Source organism: Solimonas terrae (assembly GCF_011067135.1).
In the GTDB taxonomy this organism is placed as follows: domain Bacteria; phylum Pseudomonadota; class Gammaproteobacteria; order Nevskiales; family Nevskiaceae; genus Solimonas; species Solimonas terrae.
Window position 1 is genome coordinate 100,802 of sequence record NZ_JAAMOW010000007.1, and the last position, 20,530, is coordinate 121,331.

19 protein-coding genes are annotated in these 20,530 nt (G+C 66.3%); 14 read left to right on the forward strand and 5 right to left on the reverse strand.

Features of this window, described 5'->3' with window-relative positions:
- Positions 1–37 precede the first annotated feature (37 nt).
- On the forward strand, positions 38–1,384 hold the full coding sequence (locus G7Y85_RS13890; RefSeq protein WP_166258202.1) for an alpha/beta hydrolase: 1,347 nt from the start codon (positions 38–40) through the stop codon (positions 1,382–1,384).
- A 167-nt stretch (positions 1,385–1,551) separates the two neighbouring features.
- Complete coding sequence (locus G7Y85_RS13895) at positions 1,552–2,310, forward strand: DUF1295 domain-containing protein (protein ID WP_166258205.1); 759 nt, start codon at positions 1,552–1,554, stop codon at positions 2,308–2,310.
- A 137-nt stretch (positions 2,311–2,447) separates the two neighbouring features.
- Here G7Y85_RS13895 and G7Y85_RS13900 read toward each other — a convergent pair whose 3' ends face one another.
- On the reverse strand, positions 2,448–2,888 hold the full coding sequence (locus G7Y85_RS13900; RefSeq protein WP_166258208.1) for a nuclear transport factor 2 family protein: 441 nt from the start codon (positions 2,886–2,888) through the stop codon (positions 2,448–2,450).
- Positions 2,889–3,008: 120 nt separating this feature from the next.
- Positions 3,009–6,263 (reverse strand): penicillin acylase family protein, encoded by a 3,255-nt coding sequence (locus G7Y85_RS13905; RefSeq protein WP_166258211.1) that lies wholly within the window; start codon positions 6,261–6,263, stop codon positions 3,009–3,011.
- 105 nt (positions 6,264–6,368) lie between these two features.
- On the opposite strand from G7Y85_RS13905, the gene G7Y85_RS13910 reads away from it, so the two are divergent.
- The 9 genes from G7Y85_RS13910 to G7Y85_RS13950 all read left to right on the forward strand — a co-directional run bounded on the left by G7Y85_RS13910 (position 6,369) and on the right by G7Y85_RS13950 (position 13,894).
- Positions 6,369–6,851, forward strand: a complete 483-nt coding sequence (locus G7Y85_RS13910) for a hypothetical protein (protein WP_166258214.1) — start codon at positions 6,369–6,371, stop codon at positions 6,849–6,851.
- A gap of 67 nt (positions 6,852–6,918) precedes the next feature.
- Positions 6,919–7,674, forward strand: a complete 756-nt coding sequence (locus G7Y85_RS13915; protein ID WP_166258217.1) for an endonuclease/exonuclease/phosphatase family protein — start codon at positions 6,919–6,921, stop codon at positions 7,672–7,674.
- Entirely contained in the window at positions 7,671–8,897 is a 1,227-nt protein-coding gene (gene clsB / locus G7Y85_RS13920; RefSeq protein WP_366514975.1) for a cardiolipin synthase ClsB, read from the forward strand. The genes G7Y85_RS13915 and clsB overlap by 4 nt, the downstream gene beginning before the upstream one ends.
- A 63-nt stretch (positions 8,898–8,960) precedes the next feature.
- On the forward strand, positions 8,961–9,248 hold the full coding sequence (locus G7Y85_RS13925; RefSeq protein WP_166258220.1) for a hypothetical protein: 288 nt from the start codon (positions 8,961–8,963) through the stop codon (positions 9,246–9,248).
- A gap of 70 nt (positions 9,249–9,318) precedes the next feature.
- Positions 9,319–10,530: a putative porin gene (locus G7Y85_RS13930; RefSeq protein ID WP_166258225.1), complete on the forward strand. Its 1,212-nt coding sequence runs from the start codon at positions 9,319–9,321 to the stop codon at positions 10,528–10,530.
- Positions 10,531–10,540: 10 nt separating this feature from the next.
- Positions 10,541–11,461 carry a metal ABC transporter substrate-binding protein gene (locus G7Y85_RS13935; RefSeq protein WP_166258228.1) on the forward strand — a complete coding sequence of 307 codons (921 nt, stop codon included), beginning with the start codon at positions 10,541–10,543 and terminating at the stop codon, positions 11,459–11,461.
- Complete coding sequence (locus tag G7Y85_RS13940) at positions 11,458–12,216, forward strand: metal ABC transporter permease (protein ID WP_166258231.1); 759 nt, start codon at positions 11,458–11,460, stop codon at positions 12,214–12,216. Before G7Y85_RS13935 ends, G7Y85_RS13940 begins: the two co-directional genes overlap by 4 nt.
- 431 nt (positions 12,217–12,647) lie before the next feature.
- Positions 12,648–13,196, forward strand: a complete 549-nt coding sequence (locus G7Y85_RS13945) for a C40 family peptidase (protein ID WP_166258234.1) — start codon at positions 12,648–12,650, stop codon at positions 13,194–13,196.
- 401 nt (positions 13,197–13,597) lie between these two features.
- A complete protein-coding gene (locus G7Y85_RS13950; RefSeq protein ID WP_166258237.1) occupies positions 13,598–13,894 on the forward strand; it encodes a hypothetical protein in 297 nt (98 codons plus the stop codon).
- Positions 13,895–14,120: 226 nt separating this feature from the next.
- Here G7Y85_RS13950 and gpmA read toward each other — a convergent pair whose 3' ends face one another.
- The 3 genes from gpmA to G7Y85_RS13965 form a co-directional block, all read right to left on the reverse strand.
- Complete coding sequence (gpmA, locus tag G7Y85_RS13955) at positions 14,121–14,873, reverse strand: 2,3-diphosphoglycerate-dependent phosphoglycerate mutase (RefSeq protein ID WP_166258240.1); 753 nt, start codon at positions 14,871–14,873, stop codon at positions 14,121–14,123.
- Between the two features lie 140 nt (positions 14,874–15,013).
- Complete coding sequence (locus tag G7Y85_RS20665; RefSeq protein WP_166258243.1) at positions 15,014–15,550, reverse strand: gamma carbonic anhydrase family protein; 537 nt, start codon at positions 15,548–15,550, stop codon at positions 15,014–15,016.
- Entirely contained in the window at positions 15,547–16,524 is a 978-nt protein-coding gene (locus tag G7Y85_RS13965) for an alpha/beta hydrolase (RefSeq protein ID WP_166258246.1), read from the reverse strand. Before G7Y85_RS13965 ends, G7Y85_RS20665 begins: the two co-directional genes overlap by 4 nt.
- Before the next feature lie 91 nt (positions 16,525–16,615).
- Between G7Y85_RS13965 and G7Y85_RS13970 the strand changes: the two genes are divergently transcribed.
- The 3 genes from G7Y85_RS13970 to G7Y85_RS13980 all read left to right on the forward strand — a co-directional run bounded on the left by G7Y85_RS13970 (position 16,616) and on the right by G7Y85_RS13980 (position 20,464).
- The gene (locus G7Y85_RS13970; RefSeq protein ID WP_166258250.1) at positions 16,616–17,188 is read left to right on the forward strand and encodes a LemA family protein; all 573 of its coding nucleotides are present in this window, start codon (positions 16,616–16,618) and stop codon (positions 17,186–17,188) included.
- Between the two features lie 17 nt (positions 17,189–17,205).
- Positions 17,206–18,135, forward strand: a complete 930-nt coding sequence (locus G7Y85_RS13975) for a GIDE domain-containing protein (protein WP_166258253.1) — start codon at positions 17,206–17,208, stop codon at positions 18,133–18,135.
- Between the two features lie 265 nt (positions 18,136–18,400).
- Positions 18,401–20,464: a M3 family metallopeptidase gene (locus G7Y85_RS13980; protein WP_166258256.1), complete on the forward strand. Its 2,064-nt coding sequence runs from the start codon at positions 18,401–18,403 to the stop codon at positions 20,462–20,464.
- The last annotated feature ends 66 nt before the right edge of the window (positions 20,465–20,530 follow it).

Genomic DNA, 20,530 nt, shown 5'->3' on the forward strand with positions numbered 1-20,530 from the left:
GCCAACCGCGACATCCCGACATTCCGGAGCCCTGCACATGCGCCGACTGCCTCGCACCGCACTGGCCTTGCTGATCCTCGGCCTGGCCGGCTGTGCCGCCATCCGGCCCGGCGACAGTCCGGCTCGCTCGCGGCTGCTCGCCACAGCTGGTGCGACGCGCAACGGCGCGGCCGATTTGCGCAGCACCGAGCTCGACGATGGTGGCCTGGTGGTGGACGGCACGCTGGCGGGACACGCCTACGCGATCGCGTTTCCGGTCGACTGGAATGGTGGTGATGCTCTGCTGTTCGCGCACGGCTACACCCTGCCCGGTGCATCGACGAAGGTGCCCGACAATCCGCTCGATCAGGATCTCAGCGGCGGCCTGCTGAAGTACGCCTACCTGCAGGGTTACGCGGTCGCGACGGCCGCCTACGACAAGGCCGGGCTCGGCGTGCAGAGCGGCGTCGAGAACAGCTTGCGCCTGAAGCAGTATCTCGACCGCCTCGGTGCGAAACGCGTCTATATCGCTGGCGGCTCGATGGGCGGCAACATCGTCGTCGGTCTCATCGAAATGCATCCCGACGCGTTCGCCGGCGCGCTGGCGGTCTGCGGCGCGGACGACAGTTTCGCCGAGCTGATCGGTCGACTGATCGACATCCGCGCGGTCTACGACTACTACACGGCCGGCACGCCGTATGCCCTGCCGGGATCGCACGAGTTGAACGTGTCCGCGCTCGCCGCCCGGCCGCCGACCGGGTTGGGCTGGCTGCAGAAGCCCTGGGCCGTCATCCAGCTCAAGCGGATCTTCGATCCGATCAAGGCGCTGTTCACGGCGGCGGCGGAAAATCCCGACGGCCGCGAGGCCGCGATCATCCGCAAGGTGTCGGCCGTGACCGGCTGGGAACCCGACCCGGCCGCCTTCGTGCTGCCGATCGCGACGATCGCGCTGGGCATGGACGATGTGGTCGCCACCGCCGGCGGCAGCACCTACGACAACCGCGCCAGGGTCTATCGCGGCGCGGGCCTGACGGATGCCGACATCGCGGCGCTGAACCGCGGCATCGCGCGCATCGCCGCCGATCCGCAGGCGGTCGCCTACATCGCGAAATGGCATACCGCGAGCGGCCGCTTCGACACGCCGCTGCTGACGCTGCACAACCGCATCGATTCGCTCGTGCCGTATGCACAGCCTGTCGACCTCGGCAGGCGCGTCGCCGCTGCCGGCAACCTGCAGCATCTCGTGCAGCTGACGGTTCCGCCGATGCGCCGCCCGCTGCCTTTCAGCACGCTCGACGGCTACATGCACTGCGGCTTCCGGCCGCAGCAGCTGGCGTCGGCGTGGGACGAACTGCGCCGCTGGGTCGAGCGCGGCGAAAAGCCCGACAGCGGTTCGCGGCCCTGACTCCCGCCGGCACCTGCAGGGCCGAAATGGCTACGGCGCCATCATTCGTATGGACGAGGCATCGCCGGACCCGCGACGCCTTAATGCTGCATGCCGGAGGGCCGGCAGGTGACAGATTCGCGAGCGGTGCGCATCGATGCGGCGCATCGTCATGCAAGGGAGCAACCATGCTGCAGCACCTCTACACCGGCGTCCTGATCTTCATCGCGGCGCTCGCAGTGTTCACGTTCTACGGCACGATGAAGCAGGTCAATCCCTACGGCCGCTACGCCAGACCGACCGACCGCAACACGATGACGGCGCGGCCGGCGTGGCTGCTGTTCGAGTCGCCGCAGTGGTGGTCGTTCGCGGTCACGTTCTGGCTCACCGCACAATCGCCCGGCACACCGGCGATCGTCCTGTTCGCACTCTGGCAGAGTCACTATCTGTATCGCGGCATCATCTATCCGCTGCGTCGCAATGAAGACGGCAAACGCTTTCCGATGAGCGGCGTGATCTTCGGCGTGCTGTTCAACGGCCTCAATGGTTTCGTCAACGGCTACGCGGTTTCGCACGCACCGCATCTGATGACGGACGCGTGGTTCCGCGATCCGCGCTTCGGACTCGGCCTGGCGATCGCCGTCGCCGGCTGGCTGATCAACTTCCAGGCCGACAGCATCCTGATCGGCCTGCGCAGCGATGGCGCACCCGGCTACAGGATTCCGCGCGGCGGCGCGTTCGAGTATGTGTCAGCCGCCAACTACTTCGGCGAGATCGTGCTGTGGTGTGGCTGGGCGGTGATGTCGTGGACCGCCGCCGGTGCGCTGTTCGCGATCTTCACGATCTCCAATCTGCTGCCACGCGCGCTGTCGCATCATCGCTGGTATCGCGAGAATTTTGCCGACTATCCGAGTACGCGGCGCGCGCTGATTCCGTGGATTCTGTAAGGGATCTCTCCATCGCGACAGCTCGCGCGACAGGGCCATCCCGCGACGTCGCCGGATGGCCCCGCCGTACTCGCAACGACGATTGCGAATTCCCGTGCAGGAGCGGCGCCCATCGAGGCGGTTGCGCGTAGCGACGATCAGGATTTGTCGTAGGCGTCGTCGAGGTTCGGCGCGAAGAAGTCCATGCCGGGCGGCGCGCTCGCGCTGGCCTCGTCCCAGTACGCACAGGCGAGCGCGATCTTGCCGTCGTCGTCGAGCACGAAGCGGTCGATGACGTGCAGGTCCAGCCCCTGATTCGCGCCCGGCACGCGTACCTGCATCGTGAAATCGAGAATGCCCTCGTTGCCGCAGGCGACGATGCGATGCACCCGCGGCGACAACTCGCGGGCCGTCTCCTGATGCGCGAAGTCCCAGAACGCGGCGACGCCGGCGTGGCCGACGAAAGCCGGCGTGCCGGCCGGATCGATCCACTTCGCATCCTCGGCGAACAGCGAAATCAGCAGCGCACGATCGTTGCGCGCCCAGGCGTCGGCGTACTGCCGGATGACGGAACGAACCTTCTCGGGTGTCGCGGGCATGGCCTGATCTCTCGTGAGGGAATGCGTGCACCGATCCTAGCGCCGGGCCGGGCACGGCGGGTCCTGCATTGAGACGAGAGCCTGCGCACGCGATTCACCTCGCGTGCGCAGGGAACGCCGCTACGGCGGCGACAGCGGCGTGGTGATCTCCACCGCCTGCTGGAAGGTCGGCCGGTTCAGCCAGGGAATCGGCGGCACCGGAATGAAGCTGAACGAGGTGTGCTCGACCGCGTCGTAATCCTCGATCGTGGCGTTGGCATCGCCCTTGGCGTTGCTCAGCGTCGTGCCATCCCAGTTCGCCTGGTTCGACAGACCACCGAGATCGCTCAGCGCTTCGCCGAGCGCAGTCAGCACCGCCTGTCGGCAGGTTTCGAGATCATCGGAATCGGCACACTTGAGCGCGCGATAGTCGACATGCCCCGGCGTGGCCATGGCCGTGTTCAGCACGCGCTTCATGTGCTGGAACCAGCCTTCCTGGAACGCCGAACCCTGCGCACGCGGCGCGTCGTAACGACCGGTCAGCAGCGATGCGCCCTTGCCCTCGATGGCGACCATCTGCGGCAGCACGGTGTCGATCAGATGCGGATACCAGGCATCCATCAACACCGCCTGCGCGCGGAAATCGTAGATGCCGTCGCCATCGCGGTCACGCCGGTACGCACCCAGGCCTTTCTGCTGATCGATCCACTCGCGCGAGCCACTGTCGTACCACTGCTGCATGAGGTCGACGACGGCCTGCTGATCGGATGTCAGCGTGCCCATCTTCATGATCTTCAGCAGTTCCGGCAGCACGTCGAAACCGCGCAGATCGGTATAGGCGGTGTCGGCCATGATCTCGACCATGCTGCCGAGATCCTGCTTGCGGCCGCTGGCCTTGAACGCCGCCAGCCGCTGCTGAAGCATGGTCACGCGATGGGTCGGCCCGTAGGTGCCGTTGCTGTCGGCCGCCCACCAGCCGGGCGCGCCGGAATTGTTCCAGTTCGCCATGTAGCCCTTGCTCGGGTTGGTCGCCTGGATGTGCGAAGACAGCGGCAGATAGCCCTTCCACTCGAAGTAACCGTCGAGCGCATTGCCCTGCGCGACCGCCACCGTGCGCGCCGGATACGGCGTGCCGCCGTTCTCGGCATCGCCGCCATGCGCGGTGAAGAAGTCGCTCGGCAGATCGTTGTCGGCCGCCCAGTCGAAACGACCGTCGCCCCAGACCGGCAGGTCCGGATTGGTGCCGGAATGCCGGATCGGATAGAGCCCGGACTGGATGTACGCGAGATCCTTGCTGTCGAGATACAGCCAGTTGAAGGTGCTGCTCATGCTGTTGAACAACTGCTTGAAGCGCTTCTCGTTCATCTTCCGGCCGGTCGTCGTCAGCAGCGCGAACGGCGCGGCGGTGTCGATGTCGGACAGGAAGGTCGAGCGCTCGGTCGAGATCGCGACCGGCTCGCCGTTGACCGTCGCGGTGCCGAACACGGGGCCGTAGTGCGTGCGCAGGATGTAACGCTTGACCGCTTCCGGCGTGGCCGGACCGCCCAGTGCGATGCTCGCGGCGGTCGGCGTCGCCGTCCACTCATCGACGCGACGATAGAAACGCACGCACTGGCCCTTGTACAGATAACCGTCGGCATCCGGAAAGCCGTCGCCGTCGTTGTCGTCGCGGCTCGGTTGCGAACCATCGGTATTGCACATCTTCGACACGCGCGTATCGGTGAAGTCGCTGCCGGCCGAGGTCGGGCTCCACGCGAAATCGAGGCCGTGGCCGATGACGATATACGGCAGGTTGACGGTCGTGATGCCGCGCGCGGCGAACTCGTACGGTGTGCCGCCATGCGACACCACCGCGGCTTCCCACAGCAGCTGCGGGTTGTAGTAACCGGTCTGCGGCCCCATCACGGCGATCGGATGGCCGCTCTTGGTCTGGCTCGCGGTCACGCCGATCCAGTTCGACGTGGTCATCGGCAGGCCCATCTTGTTGAGGGTGCGATGCAGGCTGCCGAGCGGATCGTTCGACGCCACCATCGTCACGCCGCGCTGTTGCCGCTTCAGCGGCGGACGTGCATCGACGACCGGCGCGGCGCCATCGACCGGCACGAACTGGCTCAGCGTCAGGCGGCTGAGCGCGTCCAGCGGTTTCGGCAGCGCGCCGAGATTGAGCAGCGGCACGCCGATCGCGCCGGCGTGATTCAGGAACGGAATGCCCTCGAAACTGCCGGCGTCCCAGATCGCGACACCGGCCGGCAGGGTCTGCGGGCAGGATTCGTCGAGCTTGGCCGGCGATTCGGTGTCGAAGCGCGTATCCAGCGTATGCGGCGTATCGGCGATGTCGGCATGACGCAGATCGCGCCACATCTCGCAGGCGGCTTTCGGCAGGCTGGTGGTGTTCGGCCCGATGCCCGGATCGAGTTTCTGCAGCAGCTGCACATTGGTGGCTTCGCCGCCGCCGCCGCCGCCGAGCGCCGACTGGATCAGCACGGCGTTGGCGACGATGTCGTTGACGGTGAACGGCTTCGGCGGGAAATTCGGCGGCACTTCCAGTGCGAGCGTCGCGTATTCCGGCGGCAGCTCAGTCAATCCTTGCGGCGTCTGCAGGTAGCTGATGTAGGCGTTCATGCCGTCGACGAAGTTCTGCGTGTCGTCCAGGAACATCGGCCCGAGCGCGCCGAGCTTGGCGACCGCCTTGTTCACCATGTCGGTCAGCTCGTCCTCGCTGTAGCCGGCCGGCGGGCCGAATTCGAGATCGAGACCGTAGGTGGTCGGCGACGGCCCGAGGAATTCCGACGCGCGGCCGCGGCCGGCGCGGCGCAGCACGTCGAACAGCCACAGGCGGTCCTGCGCGGCGGCGAAGCCGAGACCGTATTCGGCGGACTCGCGGTCTTCGGCATCGATGTACGGCACGCCCCAGCCGTCGCGGCGGATCGTCACGGTCTTGCCGTTCGGTGCGGTCATCGTGCGCTTGGAAACGGCATCGGTGTCACTGAGCGTCAGATCGGCGCGCTTGAAATAGTTGCAGGCCTGATCGGACGCCTTCTGGTGTTCGCCGATGTTCTTCGGCGGCACGCAGTTGTCGGCCTGCAGCGGCGACTTCGCGTACGACAGATCGCCGTACATCGTCAGCTGGTCGGCGAAGTTCTTCGGATAGCTGAGCGTCGGCACGCCTGGCACCGGCGCGCCGATGCCGCCCGCCGAGTTGCCGTTCGAACCGGGCGGCACGATGCTGAGAAAGGTGTTCTGGCTGCTGACAATGGTGCCCGGCGCATTGATGCCGCTGCCGCCATCGCTCTGATTACCGTCGTCGCCGACCGGCGAACTGCGGCCGCAGGCACTCAAGGCCAGCAGCAGCGCACCGATCCAGACGCCACGCTGCGTCACGCTCGATCCGTTCATGATTCCCCTCATCGTCGTTCTCGGGGCGCGACCATGCTCCCCTTGTTTTTTAATACCCGGCACTATAAATCCTGTGCCGCGATCCACAGTAGGAAATCCACCTTAATGGCTGTCGTCGATGAAGCCGCCGTTCTGCGCTGCGCTGCGCTGGGCATCGCGCCGCTGCGCGCGCTGCTGGAACCGCTGGGCCTGCAGATTTCAGCGGTCGCGGACGGCACCGACATTCCCGGCAGCTACTGGGGCGACAGCGAAGCCGGCCTGATCGGCGCGACACTGTATCTGCGCGCCGACACCCCGGTGCATTCGGCGCTGCACGAGGCCTGCCACTGGCTGTGCGCCGACAGCGCGCGGCGGCAGAAGCTGCACACCAACGCCGGCGGTGAAGACGTCGAGGAGCACGCCGTCTGCTACCTGCAATGCCGGCTCGCCGATCGCCTGGCCGGCTACTCGCAGGCGCGCTGCTTCGCCGACATGGACGCCTGGGGCTACAACTTCCGGCTCGGCAGCACCGCCGCGTGGTTCGCACAGGATGCCGACGACGCGATCGCCTGGCTCGCACGGCGCTGGCCGGATGGCCTGCCATCCTGAGCGCGGCATCAGCCTGCGTTCATCGGGATCGCGAAGGCTATACGCAGGTTTTTGTCATGGATGAACGATGGCTCGCCGGCCGCGGGGCTTCAAGCTCCTGACGCTCAACACGCACAAGGGCTTCAATTCCTTCAATCGTCGCTTCGTGCTGCACGAGCTGCGCGAAGCCGTGCGCGGGCAATCGGCGGACGTGGTGTTTCTGCAGGAAGTGCTCGGCAGCCATGCGGCGCACGCGGTGCGCGTACCGGCCTGGCCGGAACGGCCGCAGTACGAATTCCTCGCCGACTCGATCTGGCAGGACTTCGCGTACGGCCGCAACGCGGTCTACACCGAGGGCCATCACGGCAATGCGCTGCTGTCGAAATTCCCGATCGTGCACTACGAGAATCACGACGTGTCGGTCGGCACGCACGAGGAGCGCGGCCTGCTGCACTGCATACTGCGCGTGCCCGGCAGCGGACTCGACGTGCACGCGGTGTGCGTGCATCTCGGCCTGCGCGAAGCACATCGCCGGCAACAGCTGCAGCAACTCTGCGAGCTGATCGGCACCGAAGTGCCGTCCGATGCGCCGCTGCTGGTCGCCGGCGATTTCAATGACTGGTGGCTGCGCGCCAATCGGCGCCTGCAGGCCTGCGGACTGCGCGAAGCCTTCGTCGAGTGCCGCGGGCATCTCGCGCGTTCATTCCCGGTGCGCTGGCCCTTGCTCAAGCTCGATCGCATCTACTATCGCAATGCCCGGATCGACAATCCTCAGGTCTTGTCGGCGACGCCGTGGTCGCGACTCTCCGACCATGCCGCCCTGACTGCCGAGGTGCATCTGTGAGCCTGACCCGTTGGCATGAAGACCATCGCGTTGCGCTGCTCGAAAACGGCGAGCAGTTCTACCCGCGTGTGCTCGACGCGATCGCGGCGGCCGAGCGCGAGGTCCTGCTCGAAACCTTCATCCTGTTCGACGATCCGGCCGGGCAGCCGCTGCAGCGGGCGGTGATCGCGGCCGCGCGACGCGGCGTCAGCGTGCAGATGACGCTGGACGGCTGGGGCTCGGCGACCCTGCCGGCCGACTTCATCGCGCCGATGATCGAAGCCGGCGTGCGCATCCACATCTACGATCCCGTGAAATGGCGCTTCGGCCGCCGCACGCGCATCTTCCGGCGCCTGCACCGCAAGCTGATCGTCATCGACCAGCGCATCGCCTGGTGCGGCGGCATCAATTTCTCGCACGATCATCTGCGCAGCTACGGCGAGCACTCAAAGCAGGACTACGCGCTCGAAGTCGAGGGCCCGGTCGTCGCCGACATCTACCGCGCGATGCTGGTGATGCTGCCGAGGACCGCGCGACCGGCCTGGCAGTGGCTGCGCCGACGCCAGCGCCCGGCACAGGCCGCGCCGGTCGCCTCGACGCGCGCCGGCAAGGCCCTGGCCGCCTTCCTGATTCGCGACAACGGCCTGCATCGCGCCGACATCGAGCGCATCTATCGCCTCGGCATTCGCGCCGCGAAGCGGCAGATCGTCATCGCCAATGCCTACTTCTTTCCGGGCTACCGGCTGCTGCGCGATCTGCGCCGGGCAGCCCGGCGCGGCGTCGACGTGCGCCTGATCCTGCAGGGCAATCCGGACATGCAGTGGGTGCAGTGGGCGGCGAACACGCTGCACGACTACCTGCTGCGCGCCGGCGTGCGCATCTACGAGTACTGCGAGCGACCGATGCACGCCAAGGTCGCGCTGATCGACGATGACTGGGTCACGGTCGGCTCCAGCAATCTCGACCCGCTGAGCCTGTTCCTCAATCTCGAAGCCAATGTCGTGGTGCGCGACGCGGAACTGGCGACGACCCTGCACACGAGCCTGACGCAACTGATGGACCGTCACTGTCGCCAGATCGACCGGCAGGACGCCCGGCAACGGACGCTGCTGCGGCAGATCCTCAGCTATCTGGCCTACCACCTCACGCGTCGCCTGCCGTCGATCGCCGGCTGGATGCCGGCCCACGCGCCGACCCGACAAAGCCTGCAGGCCGCCGCCGAGCCCGGGGCAGGCAAGCACTGACGCCGGCGCTGCAGGGGTTCTCCCGCTTGTGCCGGCGCCCGGAGGCTTTAGAATCGCCGGCCTATGCGTCGTCATTTCAAGCTGCGTCTCCTGCTGCTCGCCGCTGCGCTCGCGCTCGGCCAGTGGCTGTGGCTGGCGCACGGCTTCGAGCATCCGGCGCTGCAGACCGATGCCGCCTGCCAGATCTGCGCGCATGGCCAGGGCCTCGACGGCAGCGCGCTGGCGCCGAGCCTGCAACTGCCCTCGCAGTTCGCGATCAGCGAAGCGCCGGCCCCGGCGATCGCGGTCGTTGCGGCGCTCGCACCGCGCACGCGCCAGCGGATTCGCGGCCCTCCCCTTCACCTCGCCTGATCACTGAAACGGCACGGCTCCGCGGCGCGGAGTCGTCGTCTGCTGTTTTCATTTTTTCAACGAGGTTTTCATGTCCCATCTGTTCAGACGCAGCGCGGCGGCGCTGCTCATCCTCGGCGCACCGGGCGCCGTGCTGGCCCAGACCCAGTCCGGCAACAGTTTCAATCCCAAAATCAGCCTGATCCTCAACGGCCAGTACGCCCACTACAGCTCCAAGGCGCCGGCCGATGTCGCCGGCGCCCTGCTCGGCGGTGAGTCCGACTACGCGCCGGAAGGCTTCTCGATCGGCGAAACCGAACTGGCGATCGAATCGAACATCGACGACCAGTTCCACGGCTGGACCGCGATCTCGATCGGCAACGACGGCCACGGCAATGCCGATGTCAGCGTCGAAGAGGCCTACATCAACACCCTGGCGCTGCCGGACGGCCTGGCCGTCAAGCTCGGCCGCTTCTTCTCCGATATCGGCTATCAGAACCACGTGCACGCGCACGCCTGGGACTTCGCCGACGCACCGCTGGTCTATCGCACGTTTTTCGGCGGCCAGCTCGGCGATGACGGCGTACAGCTGCGCTGGCTGGCGCCGACCGACCTGTTCCTCGAAATCGGCGCCGAAGGCCTGCGCGGCGACGCCTTCCCGGCCGGCGGCGACAGCCGCAGCGGCGTCGAAGCCTGGACGGCGTTTGCGCATGTCGGTGGCGACATCGGCTTCTCCGGCTCCTGGCGTCTCGGTGCCTGGCACTACGACGGCAAGTCGGACGACCGACGCAGCAGCGGCGACGAGGACGTCGATACCAGCTTCACCGGCAAGAGCCACATCAACGGCCTCGACTTCGTCTACAAGTGGGCGCCGAACGGCAATCCGGAAGTGCACAACTTCGTGCTGCAGGCCGAAGCCATGCGCCGCAGCGAGAACGGCAGCGTGATCTACGATCCGGATGGCGCCGCCGACGCCAGCGCCTACGACGGCACGCAGTTCGGCTGGTATGTGCAAGGCGTCTACCAGTTCATCCAGCGCTGGCGCGTCGGTTTGCGCTATGACCGCATGAACGCCAGCAACAGCGTCGCCAATCCGGTCGGCGGCACGTCGCTGGCGACGCTCGCCGACGACGGCGATCACCCGCAGCGCGTCTCGGCCATGCTCGATTTCTCGAACAGCGAGTTCTCACGCATCCGTCTGCAGTACAACCGCGACGAATCGCGGCCGGACAACAAGGCGGACAACCAGATCCTCGTCCAATACATTTTCGCGATGGGCTCGCACCCCGCGCATCAGTTCTGAAGGTGAACTCATGAAGCCTTATCTCATCGTCGCCGCGCTCGGTCTCGGCGCCGTCTTCAGTCAGACCGCTTCGGCGGCCGCCCTCAAGGTCTTCACCTGCGAACCCGAGTGGGGCGCCCTGCTGCAGGAACTCGGCGGCGACCATCTCGATGTCTACGTCGCGACTTCGGCGCTGCAGGACGTGCACAAGATCCAGCCGCGACCGAGCCTGATCGCGAAGTATCGACAGGCCGATCTGGTGGTCTGCACCGGCTCGGAACTGGAGATCGGCTGGCTGCCGCCGCTGGCCGAAAAGGGCAACAACCCCAGGGTCATTCCCGGCGCTGCGGGCTACTTCGAGGCCAGCCGCTACGTGCACATGCTGGAAGTGCCGGAGAAGCTGGATCGCTCGGAAGGCGACGTGCATCCGTTCGGCAATCCGCACATCCAGACCTCGCCGGAAAACATCGGACTGGTCGCCAAACCGCTGGCCGACAAGCTCGCGGAACTCGATCCCGCGGACAAGGCCGACTACGCGCAGCGCTACGCCAGCTTCGACACGCGCTGGCAGGCGGCCATGGCGAAGTGGACCGCCGAAGCCGCGCCGCTGAAAGGGGTCGCCGTCGTCAGCGCGCACAAGGGCTGGGTCTACATGTACCACTGGCTGGGCATGACGGAAGTCGCGACGCTGGAGCCCAAGCCCGGCATTCCGCCGAGCGGCGCCGATCTCGAAAACGTGCTGGCCACGCTGAAGCGCACGCCGGCGAAGATGGTCGTCTACGCTGCGTATCAGGACCCGCGTCCGGTCGGCTGGATGGAAGAACACAGCGGCCTGCCCGGCGCCAGGCTGCCGTTCTCGCCCGGCGGTCTGAAAGGCACGGATGACCTGTTCGGCTTCTATGACGTGACGATCCAGCAGCTGCTCAACGCGCTGAACGGGAAGTCGTCATGACGCTTGCCGATTTCTCGTTCGACTGGTCGCTGATGGGCCCGCCTTTGCTGGCGGGCCTGCTGGTAGCCTCCACGCACGTGCTGCTCGGCCGGCGCGTGCTGGAGCGCGGCATCATCTTCATCGACCTGACGATCGCGCAGGTCGCCGCGCTCGGCGTGATTCTCGCCGGCGTCAGCGAAGACGGTGGCGGCATCGCGACACAGGTCGCCGCAGCCGTGGCCGCACTCCTCGCCGCGGCACTGCTGACCTGGACCGAGCACAAGTTCCGCAAGCTGCAGGAAGCGCTGATCGGCAGTCTCTACGTGCTGTCGGCCTGCATCGCGATCCTCGTGCTCGCCCACAATCCGCACGGCGCCGAACACATGCAGGAACTGCTGGCCGGCCAGATTCTCTGGGTCAGCTATTCGCAGCTGTGGCCGGTCGCGATCCTCTACGCGGTGATCCTGCTGATGTGGTTCGGTGTCGTGCGCACGCGGCCGGGGCTGTTCTACTTCCTGTTCGCGCTGACCGTCATGGCCTCGGTACAACTGGTCGGCGTCTACCTCGTGTTCGCGACGCTGATCATGCCGGCGATCGCCACCTCGATGCTGCCGGAAAGACGTGGCCTGCCGATCGGCTATCTGATCGCCGGCGCCGGCTACGGCCTCGGCCTGTGGCTGTCGGTGCCCTTCGATCTGCCGGCCGGCCCGTTCATCGTCTGCGTGTTGTCCGCGCTGGTGATCGTCACCGGCATCGTCCGCAGGCTGCGCGGCTGAAGGATGGCGGAAAACAAGAGGCCCGCATCGTGATGCGGGCCTCTTGCTTTGTGCGCTCGATGCCCGCCATCACCCAGAGGATGCCGTGCCTCGCATCACGGCGCAGGCGCGAGCAGACCCGCACATTGCCTGTCTGTCGAAAAAAGTCACCGCATTGCGAGGAACCCGAAGGTCGACGAAGCGATCCACCGCCACCGCGGAATCCGGCCGCCCAGCTGGATGGCATCACCGCTGCGCGGCTCGCAATGACGGGCATTCCGGATCGACCCGCGCCGCAACGGCCCGAGGAGCGGAACCGCAAACGCATCGGCCGTTCGAAATCCTCCGATCGGTCGGCGCCAGTCGGACCGACGCCGCCGCTCATCGCGGTCGGCCGCACGCGCACCTGTCGTCCGTTGACGATGAGCGCTCGCCATCGCCAAGTCCGCCCCATGATCCGCCGCCAGCTCTGCGCCGCCGTAATCCTGCTGCCGTGCTGCGGCCTGGCGCAGGCTGCCGGCCTGCCGCTGCGACTCAGCGAACAGTTGCAGAAACCTGCCGTTTCAAGTTCCGTTGTCGCATCGGTATCACGCGCGGCGCCGCTGCGCCTGCAGCTCAGCGACGACGCCAGCGCCAGCCTCGTCAACGACATCGTGCTCGACAAGGCGATGGCGATGCTCGGCACCCAGTACGAATTCGGCGGCAACAACGCCGGCACGGTCGACTGCTCCGCGCTCGTCCAGCAGATCTTCGGCAGCGCCGGCATGGCCCTGCCGCGCACCACCCGCGAGCTGCTCAAGGTCGGCGAAAGCGTCCGCAACACGCCGCTGCGCGCCGGCGATCTGCTGCTGTATCGCTGGCGGCGCCATCAGCTGCATGTCGCCGTCTACCTCGACGACGGCCACATCGTGCACGCGTCGCCGAGCGTCGGCCGCGTCATCGTCACCGAACTCGATGCGCAATGGCGCCGACATCTGGTGGCCATCCGAAGGCTGCTCTAAAGCCTGTTAACGCTAATGGCGTCACTGCAGCCGAGGTTGTTTTGCCGCAGCGCAAGGAACGAGGAGCGAGGTGTACTTGACGTAACATGAGCGACGAGAGACGCCGCGATGCGGCAAAACGGGCCGCCCCCTTCGGCGTGGCGCTTGGCAAGGTCATCGTCGAAGCGGGCCGGCAGCACGCGAGAGACGCAGCATCACCCTTCGCTGACGATCAGAACCGATGTCGCGCGATCTCTGGCGTACGGAAAGCCGAGGCTTTCACGCACCATCACCTTGCCGGTGAACTGCAATCCACCCGGCGTCGATTCTTCGCGACATTGCTCGCGGCGTCCTCACTACATCGTTGGACACCTTGCCCGATTCGTGAACATTATCGCGCCAGTCGATTTGCGCCGTAACCGATGAACGACGTCGTTATTTCCGGTTTGCTGCTCGCCGCGACTCTCGCGTGCGCCGGAACATTCGCTGTGGTTCGTGATCGCGCTCTCGGGAAAAAGCAGAAAGCTGCGCAAATCTTCCTGGTGTTGGTACTGCCTGTCGTCGGCGCCGTTCTGACCATGGCGATTCGAAAGGCGCAGCAACATCCGTCAAGATCGAAATCCGGCGAGCGATGGACCACGATTTCGGATGACGAAGCCGCAAGCATGGCGATCTCGCAAGCTGATGCCGGCTCGGCGAACCATGATCCGGGCGTATAGGTCCCACGGCCTGGCGTGGTTCTCATTGCTTCGCCGGGCAGCCAGTCAGGCCGACACGAATCGACGAGCCTCACATGTCGCCGCGCAGCCGGAGAATCACGAGATCTGCCCCGCTTCAACGCGATGATCAGTGGATGGCGATTCGTGCCGCATGCGACGGACACAATAGATACGTGATGCACAAAAAGGCCCGCAGCACGCTGCGGGCCTTTTTGTCACTGCGCACTCAGCTGCGCGTCTTGGCCTGATTCGCGACCGCTTCGGCGGCCTTCTTCGCCGCTTCGGCATCACCGAGGTAGCGATACGACTTCACGCGCAGGTCTTCGTGCAGATCGAACAGCAGCGGAATGCCGGTCGGGATGTTCACTTCGAGGATCGCATCGTCGGCGATCTGGTTCAGGTACTTGTACAGCGCACGCAGCGAATTGCCGTGCGCAGTCACCAGCACGGTCTTGCCACTCTTGAGCTGCGGGGCGATCGCGTCGTGCCAGTACGGCAGCACGCGTTCGAGCGTGGTCTTCAGCGATTCAGTGGCCGGCAGCGCATGTTCGTCGAGCTTCATGTAGCGGCGATCGAACTTCGGATGGCCGCCGTCGTTGTCGGCCATCGGCGGCGGCGGGATGTCATACGAACGTCGCCAGATCTTGACCTGCGCCTCGCCGTGCTTGGCGGCGGTTTCGGCCTTGTCGAGGCCCTGCAGCGCGCCGTAGTGGCGCTCGTTCAGGCGCCAACTCTTGCAGACCGGCACCCACAGCTGGTCCATCTCGTCGAGCGCGGTGAAGTTGGTGCGGATCGCGCGCTTGAGCACCGAGGTATGGGCGACATCGAACATCAGCCCCTCTTCGCGCATCAGCTGGCCGGCGTTGACGGCTTCCTTGCGACCGGCTTCGGTGATGTCGACATCGACCCAGCCGGTGAAGCGGTTGTCGAGATTCCACTGGCTCTGGCCATGGCGCAGCAGCACGAGTTTGCGGGTCATTGAGGCTCCGGACGCAGCAGTAAAAGGTGGGGGATTTTACGCCAGACCGCGTCGGGATTTGCTGAAGCGGCAGAGCGGACGCAGCAGACGTCGGTCGGCGGATCGCGCAAGCACCGTGCGTGCGATACCGGTACGGCGGCCTATTCGGCGTCCGCGGCGCAATAGCGGTTCTTGAGGCGCACGTAGTGGGCGGCCGAATAGCGGAAGTTCTCGAGTTCCGCGGCCGTCAGCTCGCGCGCGGGCTGCGCGGGCGAGCCGCGGTAGAGCCAGCCGCTGGCGAGGCGCTTGCCCGGCGGCACCATGCTGCCGGCGGCGATCAGCACGTCGCTCTCGACGATGACGCGGTCCATGACGATCGCACCCATGCCGATCAGGCAGCGATCACCGATCGTGCAGGCATGCAGGATGACGCCGTGGCCGACGGTGACGTCCGCGCCGATCAGCAGCGGCACACCGCCCGGCGTGTAGGGGCCGTCGTGGGTGACGTGCAGCACGGCGTTGTCCTGCACGTTGCTGCGCGCGCCGATCTCGATGCGATTGACGTCGCCGCGCACCGCCGCGAACGGCCAGACCGAAACGTCGTCCGCCAGCGCGACCTCGCCGATCACGGCAGCCTGCTCGTCGACATAGACGCCGCTGCCGAGCTGCGGCACCTTTCCGGCGAAGCGCCGGATCACTGCACCGGCACCGGCGGCGTGTCTTCGATCGAGTCGGTGAACACCTGGCCGTCGGCCGGCGCAGGATTCTGCGTCAGCGGCGCCGCGCGGATCGTGCTCGGCCGGTTGCTCGCATTGGCGGCGGATTTGCGGCGGATGAAATCGGCGACCTGCTGAAGGACGTCGTAGTGGTTGCTGATCACCGACGAGAACGAGCCGATCGCCAGGTCGTGCGACAGCTTCGGATAGATCAGCGTTTCGACCGGACCGCCGGCCTTCGACACCGCCTGCGCGAGCTTGCGCGTATTGGCGACGTCGATGATCTTGTCGTCTTCGCCGTGTACGAGGAACAGCGGCGGATTCTGGCCGTCGACGAAGAAGATCGGCTGTGAATACGCGAAGCGTTCGACCGGCGAGAAGATGTCGCGCAGGTCCGGCGCGGTGATCGGCATGAAGTCGTAAGGCCCGGCGAGGCCGATCATGCCGCGCAGCCAGCTGCGCGAACCGCCGACACCCTTGAGAAATTCCTCGTCGAGCGCCAGCATCGCGGCGATGTGCGCGCCCGATGAATGGCCCATCACGAACAGCTTGCCGGCGCTGCCGCCGTAGCGCGCGGCGTTGTCGCGCGCCCACTTCACGGCATTGGCGCCGTCCTTGACGAAGTCCGGAAAGCGCACCTGCGGATACAGGCGGTAGTTCGGGATGACCGCCAGAAAGCCCTGCGCGGCAAGCGCCTGGCCGACGAACTTGTATTGCGACTTGTCGCCTTCCTGCCAGCGCCCACCGAAGAAAAACACCACGACCGGCGCGTTCTGCACGTTGTCGGGGCTGTAGACGTCGAGCGTCAGATTGTGGGCGCGATCGTAGGGAACGTCGGCGGTCAGGGTGTAACCCTTGTCCGTGGTCAGGTCATTGAGCACGGTCCGCGAGGTGCAGGCATTGAGGGCGACGAGCGCCAGCAGCGACACGGCAGCCAGCTTGAGCATTCGGGACATGGTCTCGGTCGGTTGCACGAAGGCGCGTATGGTAGCGTGCGTGCCTGAATTCCCGCATCCTCTGCGCGTTCAGCTTTCCTTGGGGGGAAACATGCTGCTTGTCTTCATCTGGCTCGCCGTCGGACTGGCCGTGCTGGCCTACGGCGTCATCGTCTACAACGGTCTGGTGAATCTGAAACACGCGATCGGCAAGGCCTGGAGCAACATCGACGTGCTGCTCAAGCAGCGTCACGACGAGCTGCCGAAACTGGTGGAGACCTGCAAGCAGTACATGCAGTTCGAGCGCTCGGCACTGGAAAAGATCATGGCGGCGCGTGCCGGCTCGCAGCAGGCGCGCGAAGCGGGCGACGTGAAAGCGGTCGGTCGCGCCGAGAGCGCGTTGCGCGGCGGGCTCGGCTCGGTGATCGCGACGGTCGAGGCCTATCCGGAACTGAAAGCCAACCAGAGCATCCAGCAGTTGCTGGGCCGCATCACCGGCCTCGAGAACGCGATCGCCGATCGTCGCGAGTTCTACAACGAGACGGTCAATCTCAACAATGTGCGCATCGAGACCTTCCCGGACGTGATGATCGCGCGCATGTTCGCGTTCAAGCCGGCCGAACTGCTGCATTTCAGCGCCGAGGAAACCGCGGACGTCGATCTGCACGCACTGTTCAGCCAGTAGTCCGGACGCGCGGCGGCATGCTGATCGATTTCGGCCGCAGCATCGCCGCCGCGGCACCGGGCTCGTTCTGGACCGTGGTGGTGATTCTCGGCGGCGCCGCGCCGCTGTGCTTCCTGCTGGCCTTCGGCCGCCTGCGCGAAGCGCGGCTGATGCAGGACACGCCGACCTCGCGCGTGCGCTCCGCGGCGCAGGGTTATGTCGAGCTCGAAGGCTATGCGCGCCTGATGCCCGGTCCGGACATCATCTCGCCGCTGTCACGCGCACGCTGCGTGTGGTGGCGCTATGTGATCGAGCATCGCGACCAACGCAGCGACAGCCGACGCGGCAGCGAGTGGCAGGTGATCGAGAAAGCCAGTTCCGACGAGCTGTTCATGCTCGCGGACGGCAGCGGCAATTGCATCATCGATCCGCACGGCGCGCAGACCATGCCGAGCCTGAAACGCCGCTGGCGCGGCAATTCGCCGCGGCCGATCGAGGTTCCGGCGCGGACCCCGTGGTTCGGTTTCGGCAATTTCCGCTACACCGAAGAGCTGATCTGCGTCGGCGATCCGCTCTACGCGCTGGGCCTGTTCCGCAGCCAGACCAGCGTGCTGGGCGAGGACGAAGCCGGCGACGTGCGCGAGCTGCTGCAGGACTGGAAGCGCGACCGTCGCGAACTGCTGCGCCGCTTCGACGCCAACGGCGACGGCGAGATCGACGTTGGCGAGTGGGACGCGGCACGCACCGCGGCGCTCGCGGAGGTGCGCGCCGGGCAGCTCGAACGCAGCCTGCAACCGGACCTGCACGTACTCTGCAAACCACCCGATCAGCGCCGTTTCCTGATCTCGACGCTCTCGCAGGAGCAGTTGGTCGATCGCCTGCGCCACGGCGCCCTCGCCCTGCTCGGCGTGTCGCTGCTCAGCGGCCTGGCCGCGGTCTGGCTGCTGGTACTGCGCGGCCTGTTCTGACGGCGCCCGGCAAACGATCGCGTTCCCGCGGTTCTGCAGGCGCGGCGCGAGCCGCGAACTTTTCTCGCCCGCTAGCATGGCATTCGCGGCTTGCGCCGCTCCCGCAGAAAGTACTCCGCTTGGCACGGCGGCTGTCCGTCCGGCCGATCGACAGCGCCGGTTCGGCTTTAAAATAGCTCGCGATATCAAGTGATTGTCTGCGCGGTCCTCGAAATGGCCGGGACGCATCCCCAGAATAGCCGCCCCTTCGCTGTCTCGGACCGCCATGCAAAACCCACTGTTACGCGATGCGCTCGCGCAGCCGCTGCCCGCATTTGCGGCCATCCGCCCCGAACATGCCGAAGCCGCGCTCGACGAGGTGCTGGCGCACAACCGCGCCGATCTGCAGAAACTGCTGGCGAGCAATGCGGCGCCGACCTGGGATTCGCTGATCGAACCGCAGGAAGACATGAGCGACCGCATCCAGCGCGCCTGGGGTCCGGTGTCGCACCTGTTCAGCGTCACCTCGACCACCGAATGGCGCAAGGCCTACAACGCCTGCCTGCCGAAGCTGACGGAGTACGGTGTCGAGGTCTCGCAGTCCGAACCGCTGTTCCGCGCCTACGAGGCGCTCGCCGCATCCGCCGAATACCAGACCTACGATGGCGCCCGCCGCAAGGTGATCGCCGACGCGCTGCGCGATTTCCGCCTGTCCGGCATCGCCCTGCCGCCGGAGCAGAAGGCGCGCTACAAGGACATCTCGCTGCGCCTGTCCGAACTGCAGACCAGGTTCGAGGAAAACCTGATGGACGCGATCCAGGCCTGGGGCAAGCAGGTCGAGGATGCCGCGCTGCTCGCCGGCATGACCGACGAGGCCCGCGAGGCAGCACAGGAACGCGCCAGGGCGAAGAATCTCGAAGGTTGGTGGTTGACGCTTGATTTTCCGAGCTACGACGCGGTGATCAGCTACGCCGATCATCGTCCGCTGCGCCGCGAAATCTACGAAGCCTTCGTCACCCGCGCCTCGGATCAGGGTCCGCAGGCCGGCCAGTTCGACAACAGCGCACTGATGGAGGAAATCCTCGCACTGCGCCACGAGATGGCGCAGCTGCTCGGCTATCGCAACTACGCCGAACTGTCGCTGGCCACCAAGATGGCCGAGTCGCCGGATGAAGTCGAAAGCTTCCTCGTCGATCTCGCGCATCGCGCCCGGCCCAGCGCGCAGGCCGATCTCGACGAGCTCAAGGCCTTTGCGCGCGAGCGCGACGGCATCGACGACTTCGCGCCCTGGGACGCCGCCTACTACGCCGAAAAGCTCAAGGAACGGAAGCTCGGCCTGTCCGACGAGGAACTGCGCCCGTACTTCGCGTTCGACAAGGTCGTGCAAGGCATGTTCGATGTCGTCAACAAGCTCTACGGCGTCAGCGTCGAACAGGTCGGCAACATCGAGACCTGGCATGCCGATGTCGGCACCTACGTGCTCAAGGACGGCGAAGGCGTGCCGTTCGGCCTGTTCTACCTCGACCCGTACGCACGCGCCGACAAGCGTTCCGGTGCGTGGATGGACGAATGCATCAATCGCCGTCGCACCGCGCAGGGCCTGCAGCAGCCGGTCGCGTACCTGACCTGCAATTTCACGCCGCCGCTGTCGGGCAAGCCGGCACTGCTGACCCACGACGAAGTCGTCACCCTGTTCCACGAATTCGGCCACGGTCTGCACCATCTGCTGACGCGCGTCGACGAAGCCGCGGTGGCCGGCATCCACGGCGTTGCCTGGGACGCGGTCGAGCTGCCGAGCCAGTTCATGGAGAACTGGTGCTACGACGCGGCGACCCTGCAGGGCTTCGCGCGGCACTGGCAGACCGGCGCGCCGATGCCCGGGGAACTGCTGGCCAAGCTGCGCGCGTCGCGCCGCTTCCATGCCGGCCTGGCAACCGTTCGCCAGCTCGAGTTCGCACTGTTCGATCTGCGCCTGCACCGCGATTTCGATCCGGCCGCCAAGTCCGAGAACGGCGCGCGCGTGCTCGAACTGCTCGATCGCGTGCGCGAGGAAGTCGCGGTCAGCAAGCCGCCGGCGTTCAACCGCATGCCGTGGAGCTTCTCGCACATCTTCGCCGGCGGGTACGCGGCCGGTTACTACAGCTACAAGTGGGCCGAAGTGCTGTCGGCCGACGCGTTCGCGGCCTTCGAGGAAAGCCAGTTCGCGCCGGAGATCGGCCGGCGCTTCCGCGACACGATCCTGGCGCAGGGCGGCTCTCGCGAAGCGATGGACCTGTTCGTCGAATTCCGCGGCCGCAAGCCGAGCATCGACGCGCTGCTGCGGCACAGCGGACTCGGCGAAGCGGCCTGACACGCTTGCATCGCCGCTTTTGCCTTTCGTAGGAGCGACGCAAGTCGCGACTGGAGTTCGCCGACC